The organism is Microbulbifer sp. JSM ZJ756, assembly GCF_044383805.1.
GTDB classification, from domain to species: Bacteria; Pseudomonadota; Gammaproteobacteria; order Pseudomonadales; family Cellvibrionaceae; genus Microbulbifer; species Microbulbifer zhoushanensis.
In genome coordinates, this window is sequence record NZ_JBISER010000009.1 from 54,766 (window position 1) to 68,903 (window position 14,138).

General features: G+C 61.3%; 9 protein-coding genes. 2 read left to right on the top strand and 7 right to left on the bottom strand.

The window, feature by feature from the left end; all coding sequences use genetic code 11:
* Positions 1-47: 47 nt before the first annotated feature.
* The gene (locus ACH6CX_RS14535; protein WP_396675671.1) at positions 48-2,507 is read right to left on the bottom strand and encodes a DUF305 domain-containing protein; all 2,460 of its coding nucleotides are present in this window, start codon (positions 2,505-2,507) and stop codon (positions 48-50) included.
* A gap of 276 nt (positions 2,508-2,783) precedes the next feature.
* Between ACH6CX_RS14535 and ACH6CX_RS14540 the strand changes: the two genes are divergently transcribed.
* On the top strand, positions 2,784-3,701 hold the full coding sequence (locus ACH6CX_RS14540) for an alpha/beta hydrolase (RefSeq protein ID WP_237063270.1): 918 nt from the start codon (positions 2,784-2,786) through the stop codon (positions 3,699-3,701).
* A 52-nt stretch (positions 3,702-3,753) separates the two neighbouring features.
* On the opposite strand, the gene ACH6CX_RS14545 is transcribed toward ACH6CX_RS14540, so the two are convergent.
* From ACH6CX_RS14545 to ACH6CX_RS14560, 4 genes are all read right to left on the bottom strand, one after another.
* On the bottom strand, positions 3,754-6,309 hold the full coding sequence (locus ACH6CX_RS14545; RefSeq protein ID WP_232941389.1) for a TonB-dependent receptor: 2,556 nt from the start codon (positions 6,307-6,309) through the stop codon (positions 3,754-3,756).
* 226 nt (positions 6,310-6,535) lie between these two features.
* A complete protein-coding gene (locus tag ACH6CX_RS14550; RefSeq protein WP_396675673.1) occupies positions 6,536-7,957 on the bottom strand; it encodes a hypothetical protein in 1,422 nt (473 codons plus the stop codon).
* Between the two features lie 261 nt (positions 7,958-8,218).
* A complete protein-coding gene (locus ACH6CX_RS14555) occupies positions 8,219-9,118 on the bottom strand; it encodes a dienelactone hydrolase family protein (protein WP_396675675.1) in 900 nt (299 codons plus the stop codon).
* A gap of 111 nt (positions 9,119-9,229) precedes the next feature.
* Positions 9,230-9,898, bottom strand: a complete 669-nt coding sequence (locus ACH6CX_RS14560) for a DNA-3-methyladenine glycosylase I (protein WP_232941386.1) — start codon at positions 9,896-9,898, stop codon at positions 9,230-9,232.
* Positions 9,899-10,069: 171 nt separating this feature from the next.
* Here ACH6CX_RS14560 and ACH6CX_RS14565 point away from each other — a divergent pair, with 171 nt between their 5' ends.
* Complete coding sequence (locus tag ACH6CX_RS14565) at positions 10,070-11,554, top strand: amidohydrolase (RefSeq protein WP_232941385.1); 1,485 nt, start codon at positions 10,070-10,072, stop codon at positions 11,552-11,554.
* A 51-nt stretch (positions 11,555-11,605) separates the two neighbouring features.
* Here the strand turns inward: ACH6CX_RS14565 and ACH6CX_RS14570 are convergent, their stop codons facing one another.
* Together ACH6CX_RS14570 and ACH6CX_RS14575 are read right to left on the bottom strand one after the other, a co-directional pair.
* Complete coding sequence (locus tag ACH6CX_RS14570) at positions 11,606-13,180, bottom strand: AMP-binding protein (protein ID WP_237063280.1); 1,575 nt, start codon at positions 13,178-13,180, stop codon at positions 11,606-11,608.
* 80 nt (positions 13,181-13,260) lie between these two features.
* Entirely contained in the window at positions 13,261-14,112 is an 852-nt protein-coding gene (locus ACH6CX_RS14575; protein ID WP_396675678.1) for an SDR family NAD(P)-dependent oxidoreductase, read from the bottom strand.
* Positions 14,113-14,138 lie beyond the last annotated feature (26 nt).

A 14,138-nucleotide genomic window follows, 5' to 3' on the forward strand; every position in this document is an offset into this window, starting at 1 on the left:
TTGTGGGATATGCCCCGCCAGTGCCGGCGCATTCACAACCACACTGGTCAGCGCAACTCCCGGGCAATCCCCTCCAGGGACTCCGTCAGCGCGCGGGTTTTCTTCTCCGCGTCCTCATCATCATTATTGACCGATGCCAGCGAGGCCAGCATCACCAGCCGGCCCGCAACCTTGCTGTCCTTGGCCCGCTTCTGCAGCAGTGACTCCGAATTCTCCAGTACCTTCACCAGGTCGGCAGCCATGGTGTCAGGCACAGACTGGCTGCGCTGCAGCTGGTCCAGGTAAGCCCTTGCCACTACCGGCCGGGCCGGCCACTGCACCGGAAACTGCTGCTGGGGATTGAACAGGCCATCCTGGTCGGCCACTGTGGCCGCGCCCACCTCATTGGCGCTCAGGTACTGGCTGGGCAACAGGGAAAACACATCGATGCCGCGGGCGATCTCGGTGCCGTAGATCCTGCCGTTGTACCAGTAGGCGGACCAGTAGCCGCCCAGCACGATATCCTCATCGTCGATGGGGCCACGGTCAAAATAAGCGATCTCCACCGGGTTGGCAGAGTCGGTGAAGTCCATCAGGGAAATACCGCCCTGGTACCAGGCCTGCACGAAGATATCGCGCCCGGGCACCGGCACAATGGAACCGTTGTGGGCCACACAGTTTTCCTGCTCGCTCTGGGGGGCGGGCAGCTTGTAATGACTGCGGTATTCCAGCTTGCCATCCACGATGTCGTAAATGGCGTTTGCGCCCCAGTCCAGTGGGTCGTATGCGCGACAGCGCGGCCGGGAGCCGCCACCCCACTCATCAGTGAAAATTACCTTGGTGCCATCGTTGTTGAAGGTGGCGGAGTGCCAGTAGGCAAACCCCTTGTCGTTCACCGCATCGATCCGCTTCGGCTGCAGCGGGTCGGAGATATCAAACAGGATTCCATTGCCGGAGCAGGCGCCCGCCGCGATCTTGCGCTCAGGGAACACGGTAATATCGTGGCAGTGGTCGGTGCGGTTGGTTTCCTGGGTATCGTCGCCGTGATCGCCACCCCGCCACAGACCCGCCAGCGTATCGGAGCCGGGGTCGGCAAAGACCGCCGGGCTGTCGACTATGCGTGACTTTGACGGGTCGGCCACAGGTATTTCGATGACATCGATGCGGAACAGCGCGGTGCGCTTGTCCCCGGGGGTATCATCAACACAGCCCGGCATCTCGTCCTCTTCTCGTACCGGGGCAATACCCGAGTTATAGACCACGATCCTGCCGTCCTCACCGGGACCGGATACCACGGAATGGGTGTGTGAACCGCGACAGGTCTGCACCGCGCCCACCTGCTTCGGACGCTCAAGGTCACTGATATCAAAGATACGCAGGCCGCGGAAGCGCTCGGGGCTGACATCCTCACTGATCCCCTGCAGGCCGCAATCGAGCCGGCCGCGGTTCTGCTCCACCGACATGATCAGCAGGTCGCCAACCACCGATACATCCCCCTGCCCGCCGGGACACACCACCGAGCTCACCTGTTGCGGCAGGCCGCTCTCCGGCAGCCGGTAGATATTGAAGCCGTGGTAGCTGCCGGCCACCATGATATCGCCGGAGAAAGCGATATCGGTGTTGGCAAAGCTCATAAAGGGCCAGCGCTCTTCCTTGTCCTTGCCGGACTTGGCTTTGTCTTCTTCGTCCCCGGCCTTTTTACCCCCTTCTTTCTCCGGCTTTTCCGGTGGCAGGCCAGCCACGTTGTCCGGGTCGTAGAAACCGGCCGGTTTCGGCAGCCGTCCCTCGTGCTTCAGGTTCAGGATGGCCTCACCGGCATCGGCGTATCCGGCCGCCAGCCCCGCCCGGGGGTCCTCCGACAGGCCGGCCAGCAGCTTGCCCATGCGCTCCACTTCCGCCGACTGGTCATTGACAATATCTGTAGTGAATTCGAACAGTACCGGGTCGTAGGCAGAGCCGGCTTTGTCCTGCAGCTCCTCCACCATGGTCACCGCCCCCTCGTGGTGGGCGATCATCAGTTCCAGGAACAGCCGGTCGAATGCCTTGCTTTTGGAAGCTGCCAGCTCGGCCATCTCTTCGGGCGTGGCCATACCGGCCATCTTGTGGTCGGTTGCCATGGCGTGGTGGTGTTCCGGGTCGGGCACAGTTTCACCCCGTTCCCGCAGCCATTCCTGCATAAAGCTGATTTCGTCCTCCTGCGACACATCGATGCGCCCGGCCAGGTCGACGATTTCCGGGTTATTGGTGCGTTCGGCAACCAGCTCGGCCATCTGCAGCGCCTGGTGATGGTGCGGGATCATGTCCTGCATAAACCGGACGTCGTCGGGGGAATAGGCGGTGACGGCAACCTGGATCGCCTCTTTCGCGCTCAGTTCCCGCACCGCATCACCCGGCGCACCGGGCTGGACAATAGTCACCTTGTCGGCGGCGCTGGCCATGACAGGACTGAACAGGCCGGCACAGGAGAAGCCGGCAACGGCGACGATAGGAAAAAGAAACTGGTGGGTACAACGATGCAGTCTTGTCATTGATGTCACTCCATTTGTAGATGCCCTGCGAATACTGCAGTCCGCCCCAACACAATGGATACAAAATGTGCGCGTCAATTCTGGCAACCGGCGTTGCCCGGGAGGGTTCAAGGCAATTTATGTTTTAATTGGTACCGATAATTTTTATACAGGTACGCCCGGGTACAATCAATCACATACCAATACAATAATGGACCGGCGATCCGCTGTAGCGCCTTTTTTGACACTTAAATATTTTCCGTAATGGGGACCATTAATAACCAGGGGGAACAGGCATTGACCAACCGACTACTGGCCACACTGCTCACGTTAATTCTCACCACAGGCCTGTCTGCCTGCGACAACCACCATTTATCCGGGCCAGCCGGCAAGCAAGACCAGCAGGTTCCCCTGGATTTCCTCCCGGCACTCAAGGGGGATTATTTCCGCCTTGACTCGAATACCGTGGGCCGCCCCTACCATATCTATGTGCGCTACCCCGGGGGATACCGGGACAACCCGGAGCAACAGTACCCGGTTATTTACCTGCTGGACGGTGACTCCATGTTCCCCATCCTCGCCGCCAACCACCTGTTCCTGCACTACGACGACAAAATTCCCGAAGCCATTGTGGTGGGCATTGCCTATGGCGCGTTTGATCCCGCCATCAACATGCGAGACATCGATTTTTCCACTCCGGCGAAAGATCGGGAGAGAAGCGGTGGTGTGGCACTGTTCCACCAGTTCCTGGAACGGGAGTTATTACCGGCAGTGGAGAGTCGCTACCGGGCGGATCCCCAGCGCCGTATTCTCTACGGCCAGAGTCGCGGCGGCTTTATGGTGCTTTACTCTGCCTTCAATCACCCCGACCTGTTCTGGGGCCGCATTGCCGGCAACCCGAGTTTCCTGCCAGACATGGAGCAATTCTTTGCCACTCCGGCGCCTTCAACCCGGGATGACCTGGTGTTGGCAATCTCCAGTGGCTCAGCCGACCGCTTCCAGGCCAGGGGGGAACGTGCACGCCAGTGGTACGACTACTGGAAGGAAAAAGGGGACGCGCCCTGGGAAATTCACTTCAATACCATCGAGGGTGGCACGCATGCTGCCGATAGCCCGGCGACCTATCGGTTCGGCCTGCGACAGCTATTCAGTGACGAGATCGAAACTGCCCGCCGCGCGGCAGAAAGAGCAAGTTCGGCATCCACCCAACACTGAATCACTCGGGGGGAATCGGGCACGGCGCCACCGGCGCCGTGCCCGGGATACATCAGAAGTTATAGCGCAGGTCCAGGCCGTAGGTACGCGGTGCTGAGATACCCAGGAAGCCAGTGCCGAAAACATCCAGCGTACGGCCACCCACACTGCCAGTCACCTCGTTTTCCAGCAGGTTGCGGCCCCAAAGGGCAACTTCATACTGCTCGCTATCACTCATCCACGACAGGCGGGTGTTGAGCAGCCGGGTATCCTCACCGAAACCCGGGATAGGCGTGTCCACGCCGGCGATCATTACCGATGAGATAGCAGCGGGATCACTTTCCGCACTGTTCTCGGCATAGATATAGTCCGCGTACAGGTCCACCGAGCCAAAGCTCACCTCAGGTGACCAGTTGAACGTGAGGGTATAGGCGGTATCGGCAGAATCGTTCTCGCGATCGGACTGCAACTCGCCGCGGGCATTGTAAAAGCTTTCCCACTCGGACTCGGTATCCCGCAGGGTGGTCACCAGGCCCAGGCGCACAGTGTCCACGGGCAACCAGTCAAACGTCACCTCGATACCGTCGATTCTCTGGTCACCGTTGATTACCCGCGGCAGGGCGTTGGTCTGGCCGGGAGGCAGGGTCTCGACGCTGCGCTGGCGATTATCCACAGTCATATCGAAGTAGCTGAGCTGCACCCTGGCGCGATTGTCGAACAGGTCCCCCTTCAGGCCCAGTTCGATATTCTCCACTTCCTCGGGCTTGATCGGGTTTGCCGCCGAGGACTGGTCGAGGCTGTCAAAGCCCCCGGATTTATAGCCGGTGGCATAGGACAGGAACACCATGGCCTGGTCGGTGATATCGTACTGGCCCACCAGGCGACCGGTAACCTTACTCCAGTTGTCCTCTGCTTCCAGCTGCCCGTCACCCACAACATAACCGTCGTCAGTGCGGAAGATCAGCGGTTCAATTGGCGCGGTACCGGGAACCGTCGGGCGGGAGAAATCCACCCCGGGCACCAGCCAGCTGAACTCCTTGTTGTCGTGGCTGTAGCGCAGGCCTGCCGACAGGCGGAAGCGATCGGTAAAGGCATATTCCGCATCGGCGTAGAAACCATAGTTAACAAACTCACCTTCATTGATTACCGACTCCTGCCAGGTCATGCCGGCGTACTCCGGCCCGAACAGCATACTGGTGCCGAGAGCCTGGGCGACGGCATCGTAATAGACACCGTCCTGTGGCAGCACTCCCTGCCCCAGCAAGGTGGTGAATGTGGCCCAGTCCCCCGGCGCCCACAGGTGATCGATCGATGCCAGCGCAGCCAGTGAATCTGCGGCTGCGGCACTGGCTATCGCGTCGGCTTCCGCCTGGCTGATCAGGCCCGCCTGCACTGCCGGTGCGGTTTGCGCATTGGCTGCGGCAATGGTGCCGGCCTCAATCATGCCCTGCAATGTGGGGTCGTTTACCAGGGCCGTGGTGGTGACGCGGATGGCGGAGTCTGCCAGCGCCGTGACGGTGGTGTCCTGGCGAATGGATTCGGAGGAATAGTTGGCACCGAACACGGCGTTGAGGGTGTCGGTGTTGTAGTTGAACTGTACCTCGGAATAGCTGATATCGTTGTCGAAGCGATTGTTCGTATCCAGGTATACGGTGGGCTCGGCGGTACCGTCTTCCTCTTCCCGGTTGGTGGTTTCGAAGGCGCGATAGCTGTGCACCGCCTTGACGCTCAGGGTGTCGGAGAAATCGTGGAACAGCTTGGCATTGATTGCGTACATATCGCGGGTTTCCTCGCCGCGAATCAGGTCGTTGGCAACCCTGCGGGAATACGGCTCGGTATTCAGGGCAAAATCGCTGAAGCCCACGGCCGCGCGGGGGGAGTTATCCACCTGGTCCCAGTCGTAGGAGAGCTGCAGGTCGGTCGCCTCGCTCACATCCCACAGTGCGGAAATACGGCCAGTCACCACATCCTGCTCACCGGAGTCGCGGCCGCTGGCATTCTCGATATATCCGTCGCGCTGGTTCGTCAGCAGGTTCGCCCGCACGTACAGGCTGTCGGTAACCGGGGCATTCACCATGCCCTCGTTGCGGACCAGGCCGTAGTTGCCGATCTTGGTGGAAACAAAGGCCTCGAAATCCTCCGAGGGCTGGCGCGGCACCAGGCTCAGGGTACCGGCCGCCGAGTTGCGCCCGAACAGCGTGCCCTGCGGGCCTTTCAGGACCTCCACCCGCGCCATATCGGAAAACGCAATGGTCGTCGCGGCGGAGGGCAGGTAGGCATCGTCATAAAAAGTCGATACCGAGGGATCACCACCGGCACTGATATTGGGGCTGGAAATACCCCGTATCGACAGCGAGGCCTGGGTCAGGCCATCACCGGCATCGAAACCGGGGATGTACGCATCCATTTCGTTGAGCGTCAGCGCGCCGGTATCGACGATATCATCCGAGGAGAAGGTATCGACGGTAATCGGCACGTCGAGGCTGTTCTGCTCGCGCTTCTGTGCGGTTACGGTGATTTCCTCCAGCGCGCTTTCGGCAGCAGAGATGGAGAGTGAAAAGCCGGCGAGTGGTGTCACCAGTGCAATGGCCAGCGGCAGCCGGGCCCGCTTGAAAGTTACAGGCTTCATGGTGGGGGTCCCCTATTTATTATTAGGATCGCAGGGTACAGGTTCGCAGCTGGTCGCAGGGTACATCGCAGCCAACGCGATCCCTTTCTCATCCCGGACCTCCCCGACACAGGAGGGCAACATCCCCTCACTGCCTGCCGAAAAGAAATACCCGGGAGTAAATCAGTTAAAAAATTAGCAACAAAGCCGGGGCGTGTAAATCGTCAATAGCGGTCACCCGGGAGCCTCACAGATTGATAATGATGAATTCCGCTGGCCTTATTGTGGCCAGGCCGATGGACACTTTCAGGGCCGGCTCTATCCGCCCACCATCCTCGGCGGTCTCCGAGATATAACACCGGCTAAAAAAAGCGTCTTCCGGCTTGGTGCCCTGCAGGGCACCGGCGCGCCACTGCGCCGTAAGGAACTCCCCTATTGCAGACTCAACCATATGTCGTGCATACCGACTGTCTGTAATCTCCCCCAGGCCCCGGAGAAACCTCCGCACAGCTACCCGCACCATATTGCAGTAGCGCCTTACATTGATATAGCGCCATTCATTACTATCTCCCGCCAGCGTGCGCGCACCCCAGACGCGGTTACCTTTATCCGTGAAATAACGCAATGGATTGATGGCCGTACCACTGCTGTGCACGGTCATCCCCTGGCCCATCCGTGAGTCAACCTCCACGGCCAGGGACCTGACTCCCGCCAGCGCAATATTGGCCGGGGTCTCCCAGACCCCGCGACTGCGATCCACGGCGCAATAGATTCCGGCCATGGCCGCTGATGGCGGCAGGGTTACCGAGTGCCGATCGAGGGCGGCACGAACTTTCCGGTAAAGCTCCGGCCTGGCATTTCTGCCGCGACCTTTCAGGTCGGCAAGTGTGTGGGCTCTGCCGGCTCGCCGCCCCATATCCTGCATTACCAGGATCGACTGTTCATCCCAGCGCCATGGCAACGTGGTATGGATAGAGGGAAAGTAAGCGGCACCGTATTCGAGACTGGGTGAGCTGATGCCGTCACGGAAGGCGGAGAGGCAATCCTCCACCGGGCCGCCCCCGTCCCAGGGGTCGGCAATCAGGAAGCGATCACCGGTTTCTGCACACTGGTCGAGTGCGACGCGCAGCACATCGTAATAGCGGGCCTGTATCGAGCGAATCAATGACAAATCGCCCGGCACCGCCGGGCGGATGCCGCTGAGGTCCGGCATCACCATCAGCGTGGGCCCTTCTGTCCGGGCCAGTGCGGAGAGGGCCCCAAGGTGATCGGCGGCCACTTCCGACATGACACCAGCGCCGTCAAAGCTCCCCGCGCTGACAACATAGCAACGGCCACCGCCGTTCAGGAAGTAATGCTTCAGGGCATAGGCCAGCCGGAACCGCGCCAGCGTGTCCTTATTGGGATCGGCAATGCCGTCGATCGGGTTGCCATCGGCGTCCAGGTGGATTTCGAAATTCCCGATGGCCGGTGGCTGTCCGAAAATCATTGCGAACTCGGCCAGCGAGCGGATTTCCACGACGCGGTTGAGCAGTGACTGGCCGAAGTGGAAAATTCTTTCTGTGTAGCCAATGAATACGGGCACTGCGGTCTCCACCGCGTGCACCTGCTGAAACGGCACCGGGATTTCGTCCACAAAAACACCCGGCTGGCCATAGAGCTCGCTCATGGTACCCCCTCATCACTGGTCTTGAGTCTCTGCTGACTGGCAGTTTTCCCTAGTGTGCCAATCGCCGGCCCGGCAATCTATTCCAATGCCGACCGGAACGGGCCTTTGGGAAAATATTGGCAGCGTTTCCTTTTTAGGGACTCAGTGACCGAATACAGCGGAGAGTTTCCAGCGCAGATTTCCCCCTGGGGAGTAGAGAAGCGGGCAGGCACCCCTGCCCCGGCAGTACTGGGTTCCGGTTTGCCCGCCGACAGGTGAACGTCAGGTAAGGTGATGCTCGAACAATGCCAGCATCTTTTCCCAGGCACGCTCTGCCTGTTTCGGGTTATGGGCCATGGAGCCCGGCGGGCACCAGCCGTGCATGGCGCCCTCATAAACTTCAACCTCGGCCTGGACACCGGCGTCGTCAAACGCCTCACGCAGCACGGCCTTGGCTTCCGGCTGCCGTTCATCGTCGTTCTCGGCAATGGCCACCAGGAAACCGGCCTGGATTTCCGGCACCAGTCGGTGGGGACTGTCCTCTTTATCGGTTACCAGCCGGCCGCCGTGGAAGGAGGCTCCGGCCCCGATTCGTTCCGGCATATCGGCAGCCAGGCGGAAGGTATAGGAGCCCGTCATGCAGTAACCCATGGTGCCCGCCTTTTTCCCGGTATCCACCGCGGCCTGACGGTCCAGGAACTGCATAAATGCACGGCCATCAGTCACGCAGGTTTCCGGGGACAGGGTGCCGGCCTGTTTCCGCGCCTCCGGCCAGACTGCCTTGCGCAGCTCCGCATCAATCAACCGGGTACCGTCCGGCACCAGCTGGCCCTGCATGGTCCGGTAGTAGGGATTGACCACCAGGACCGTATAGCCGGACTCTGCCAGTCGCTTGCCCATCTCGCGGAAGGCCGGGCGTATGCCAAAGATATCGGGCCACATGATCACCGCCGGGTATCGGCCACTGGCAGGGTGCACGAAATAACAATCGGCTTTGCCATCGGGCGTCGTGACCGTCACATTCGATTCCACCACCTGCATGGCCCGCGCGGACACCGGCAACATCGCTGCCAGCGCCGCGCCAAGTCCGATCCTGCCGAAATCCCGCCGGCTGATGCCGCGACTGTCTCCGTGGCTATCTATGTACTCGTCCACATCCCTGTTCGTCTGCTCGTCACACATGCCCTGCCCCCTTGGGTTAAATTCGCCTGCTGGCGTTTATTTGATCGGCCACTGCCGTGGACCGGGCCAGGCCCGGCTCTACCTCACCGGGAATACGATCCGCGACAGCGATCAGCCCACCGAATAGGCCAGGATCTGGCTGATTTCATTCAGGCTGCGCCCGGTCTGGCCCTGCCACCCGGCAACAGCCTTCTGCAGCGCAGCCCAGTCCTTTTTCGACGAGGGCGTCTTCTGCACCACCCCTTCACGCACCAGCGCCTGCACCATGTCGGGGGAGAAGATCAGCGTATCCACCCCCATGCGGCGCAGGAAAATCTGCCCCGTACGACCACCCAGGCGGGAGCCTCCCTTCTGCAGGTAGCGCAGGTTGTCACCGTAATCTGCCGCCTGCCAGCCGGCAAAGTAATTGCCCAGGCCATTGTGGGCACGGGAGAGCTCGAGAAAGAAGGTAGCGTTGTCGCGGATGGCCCTGGTCTTGGCCCAGTGACGGATCATGCCATCCTGTTTCATGACACTCTCCAGCTCGTCGTCGGGCATAAAGCTGCAGTGGTGCAGGTCGAAGCCGTGGAAAATCTCCTCGATGCGCGGCCACTTGTTGCGCACCACGGTCCAGTTGAAGCCGGCCTGGAACACGGCCCGCGATGCCGCGGAGAGCCATTCGCTGTCCGGGATCTTTTTCAGCGCCCGCGCTGACCTTGGCCTGGTGAGCTCTTTATCCAGTTCCGCTTCACCACCAAAACGCTCGATCACGCCCGCCTCTATATCCCGGAAATCCCGCACTTCCACTCTCCTCGCTATGCCAGCCTTACCGATGCACGTTTATAACAGGGGGCGCCCGCCCCCGCTACACTCACCCGGCCAAGTGCAAGCCGGCTATAGTTTCGGCACAATGAATGACAGATCGGCGCGACCACCACCAACGCCGGGAAAATGATAAGAAGGGGAAACTCCATGATCCGACGCACCACATCCGCTATTGCCACATTCGCCACCGCCTCGGCGCTCACCCTGGCCTGCGCCATTTCAACGGCCCATGCCTATGACGAACAGTCCCTCAGTAGTGACGCAAACTGGGTCGAAGCCCAGTCAAAGCGTATTGCCCCCCAGGCCACCGGCCTGGCCGATGACCTGTGGAACTGGGCGGAAATGGGTTACCAGGAGACCCGCAGTAGCGGGGCAATCCAGGACCACCTGAAGGAGGCCGGTTTCTCGGTAGAGACCGGTATCGCCGATATCCCCACGGCTTTTGTCGCCAGTTACCGGCAGGGTCGCGGCGGGCCGGTGATCGGCCTGCTGGCAGAAATGGATGCCCTGCCCGGGGTGGCGCAGGAAGCGGTCCCGGAACACAGCCCGATCGAGGGCCAGGCCGCCGGCCACGCCTGTGGTCACCACCTGTTCGGTGCCGGCTCCACCGCCGCGGCCATCATGCTGAGCCGCTGGCTGAAGGAAACGGGCACCCCCGGTGAAATCCGCCTCTACGGCACCCCCGCCGAGGAAGGCGGTTCCGGCAAGGTCTATATGGTGCGCGCCGGGGCCTTCGAGGGCACCGATGTGGTCCTGCAATGGCACCCCGGTGACCAGAATGCCGCCCTGCCCACGTCCAGCCTCGCCAACCGCTCCGCGAAATTTCGCTTCAAGGGGATCGCCAGCCATGCCGCCGGCGCCCCGGAACGGGGCCGCTCGGCCCTCGATGGTGTGGAGGCGATGAACTACATGGTGAACATGCTGCGCGAGCATGTACCGGACAGCACCCGCATCCACTATGTGATTACCGACGGCGGCCTGGCCCCCAATGTGGTACCGGCCAACGCGGAGGTCTTCTATTACGTGCGCGATAACACTGCGGCAGAACTGGAACCGGTCTGGAAACGGGTTGAGGAAATTGCCCGGGCCGCGGCGCAGGGCACCGGTACTAGCGTGGAATGGGAGATCATCCACGGCAACCACAGCCTGCTGCCCAACCAGACCATCAACCGCCTGCTGGATGCCAGCATGCGCCAGTTCGGTGGGATCGAATATACAAAAGCGGAAGAGAAGTTTGCCCGCAGCCTGGACGGCCTGGCCAGCAAGCCGGGGCGCATGCTCGGCGACCAGGAAAAGATTGCCGAATACAATCCTTCCGAGGCCCCCATGCCCGGCTCCACCGATGTGGGTGACGTCAGCTGGAATGTCCCCACCGGCGGCTTCGGCACAGCCACCTGGGTACCGGGCACTTCCGCCCACACCTGGCAGGCAGTAGCGGCCGGGGGCACCAGTATCGGCCACAAGGGCATGATGCTGGCCGCGGAAACCCTGGCCCTGGCCGGCATCCAGATGCTGCGGGAACCCGCGCTGGTGGAACAGGCCACCGAGGAGTTTGAACGCAAGCGCGGCAATGACTTCGAATATACGCCGCTGCTGGGCGACCGCGAGCCGCCGCTGGACTATCGCCGCTAATCCAGGCTATCTGTCACCCGGGGGATCGCGCCCCCGGGCAGGCCGGAATCATCAGGCCGGGGTGCTTCGCAGCTCCCGGCGCAGGATCTTGCCCACGGTGGATTTGGGCAGCTCGCTGTGAAAATGGATGTGCTTCGGTACCTTGTAGGCGGTCAACTGCTCACGGCAGAAATCGACGATCGCCGCCTGGTCCAGCTCCCCTTCCACCACGAGATGGGCGTTGACGGCCTCGCCGGTCTGCTCACTGGGGGAGCCCACCACTGCCGCCTCGATGATTTGCGGGTGGCGGCAGAGCACGTCCTCCACCTCGTTCGGGTAAACATTAAAGCCGGACACGATGATCATATCCTTGAGGCGGTCGACGATACGAACGTTGCCATTGTCCTGTACCAGGCCAACGTCGCCGGTACGGAAGAAACCATCGCGCAGCACTTCTGCCGTCGCCTCCGGGCGTTGCCAGTAGCCGGCCATCACCTGGGGACCACGAACCACCAGCTCGCCACTCTCACCCGGGGCCACCTGGCGGCCCTGCTCATCCCACACCTGCACCTCGGTTTCGGCCAGCGGCGTACCCACGGTACCGATTTCCTCGCGATCGAATTCATTCAGGGTGATGACCGGCGAGGTCTCTGAAAGTCCCCAGCCCTCGGTTACCGTGCAGCCGGTGACCGACTGCCACAATTCCGCAGCGGATGTTGTGAGTGCGGTACCGCCGGAGAAGGTCATCTTCAGGCTGCTGAAATCCAGCGCCTTGAATTCCTGGTGACGGCACAGGCCGGTAAACAGGGTGTTGATGCCCGCCATGCCGGTAAACCGGAACGGCTTGATGGCCCGAACCAGTCCATCCAGGTCGCGGGGATTGGGAATCAGCACGTTCATGGTGCCCATACTGAACAGGGCCAGCACGTTCACGGTAAACGCATAGATATGGTAAAGCGGCAACGGGCACACAAAAATTTCCTCGCCCTCGTTACCGCGCTGCGAAATACGCTCCAGCATCTGTGCCGCGTTGGCGAGCAGGTTGGCGTGGGTCAGGCTGGCCCCCTTGGCGACACCGGTAGTGCCACCGGTGTACTGCAGCACGGCGATATCCTCGCGTACCGCCGTGGATTTTTCGATCGACGGTAATTCGCCACCGCGCCCAATGGCGTCGACCAGGCCATGGTAACCGCCCGGTGCATCGACGGGATTGCCCAGCAAGTCGGCCGCGCCGGTAACCAGAACCCGCTCGATATCGGTATCGGCCTTGATGGCCTCAAACTTTTCCAGGAAGTCGGCGAGGATAACCAGCGCGCGGGCACCGGAATCGGAGAACTGGTGCTGCATCTCCCGCGGTGTGTACAGCGGGTTGGTGTTGACGATTACCAGGCCGGCCCGTAGCGCGGCATAGGCGGCAATCGGGTACTGGCTGATATTGGGCAACTGGATGGCAATCCGGTCGCCGCGCTCCAGGCCAGCCTCGTGCTGCAACCACTGCGCCAGGTGGCGGGACTTCTCCTCCACCTCGGCGAATGTCAGCGTCTGCCCCAGGCAATTGAAGGCGGGCAGGTGGGCGAATTTATCCAGGCCATGCTCGATAAATTCGGCGAGGTTATTGAACTGCATATTGAGTCCGGACTTTTTCATTTTATCGCTCTCCGGCTTTGTGATCAGGCCTGCCAGGGATTGACTGGCAGGCATTGTCCAGGCGCCAGCGCCCATTGCTATTAACTCTTCGCTTTGCTGCCCGCAGCCTGGCGCTGCTCCCGCGCCAGTCCCTGCCGGACCTTGCCATCGATGATGCGGTGGAACAGGCCGGGCGCCTTGCGGGCGATGGCCCGGGTCAAGCGGGCACGGAATCCCGGGGTAATCATGTATTGCCGCTTGCGCAGGCCCGCGAGTATTCCGTCGACTGCCCTGTCCACCGGCATGACACCAGCAAACTCGTTGATGAGCTCAGTCACCAGGCGTCCTGTGCGGCGTTCTTCTTCCAGCATGGGTGTGTGGATTTCCCCCGGGCAGACCACAGAGACATCAATGCCCTTCGGGGTGAGCTCGGTGCGCAGTACCTCGGCCAGGCCCACCACCCCAAACTTGGAGGCGGAGTAGGCAGCGTGGGTATAGCTGCCGCAGATTCCCGCCAGGGAAGCGACCAGTGCCAGGTGGCCACCGGGCTGCATATGCCGCAAGGCACCGGCCGCGAAGTTGCGACTGCCGATCAGGTTGACTCGGATGCTCTGCTCAAAGGTCTCGAAGGCCAGCTCGGAAAACTCCGCGGTGCGCAGGATCCCGGCACAATTGATGGCAAAGTCCGGTACACCGACTTCGGCCGTGGCCAGGTCCATACTGGTGGTAACTGCCACGGGATCGGTAATATCCACGGTGTAGCTTTCCACCCAGCCACCGGCATGCGCCTGCTTGCCGCGCAGGTCAGCCAGCACGGACTCATCAACGTGCAGGTCGAAGATCGCCACCCTGGCCCCTTCCTGCAGCAGGGCTCCGGCGAGGCGAAGGCCAATTCCACTGCCGCCGCCAGAGATAAATGCCACCCTGGGCGCGCCGTGTTTCCAGTTACTCATCGCTCTGTACCTCAGAAAATTATGAC

Excerpts from the sequence above, each read along its gene's own strand:
- ACH6CX_RS14545 (WP_232941389.1), bottom strand. The coding sequence starts at position 6,309 with ATGAAGCCTGTAACTTTCAAGCGGGCCCGGCTGCCGCTGGCCATTGCA.
- ACH6CX_RS14550 (WP_396675673.1), bottom strand. The coding sequence starts at position 7,957 with ATGAGCGAGCTCTATGGCCAGCCGGGTGTTTTTGTGGACGAAATCCCG.
- ACH6CX_RS14575 (WP_396675678.1), bottom strand. The coding sequence starts at position 14,112 with ATGAGTAACTGGAAACACGGCGCGCCCAGGGTGGCATTTATCTCTGGC.
- ACH6CX_RS14570 (WP_237063280.1), bottom strand. The coding sequence starts at position 13,180 with ATGAAAAAGTCCGGACTCAATATGCAGTTCAATAACCTCGCCGAATTT.
- ACH6CX_RS14535 (WP_396675671.1), bottom strand. The coding sequence starts at position 2,507 with ATGACAAGACTGCATCGTTGTACCCACCAGTTTCTTTTTCCTATCGTC.
- ACH6CX_RS14565 (WP_232941385.1), top strand. The coding sequence starts at position 10,070 with ATGATCCGACGCACCACATCCGCTATTGCCACATTCGCCACCGCCTCG.
- ACH6CX_RS14555 (WP_396675675.1), bottom strand. The coding sequence starts at position 9,118 with ATGTGTGACGAGCAGACGAACAGGGATGTGGACGAGTACATAGATAGC.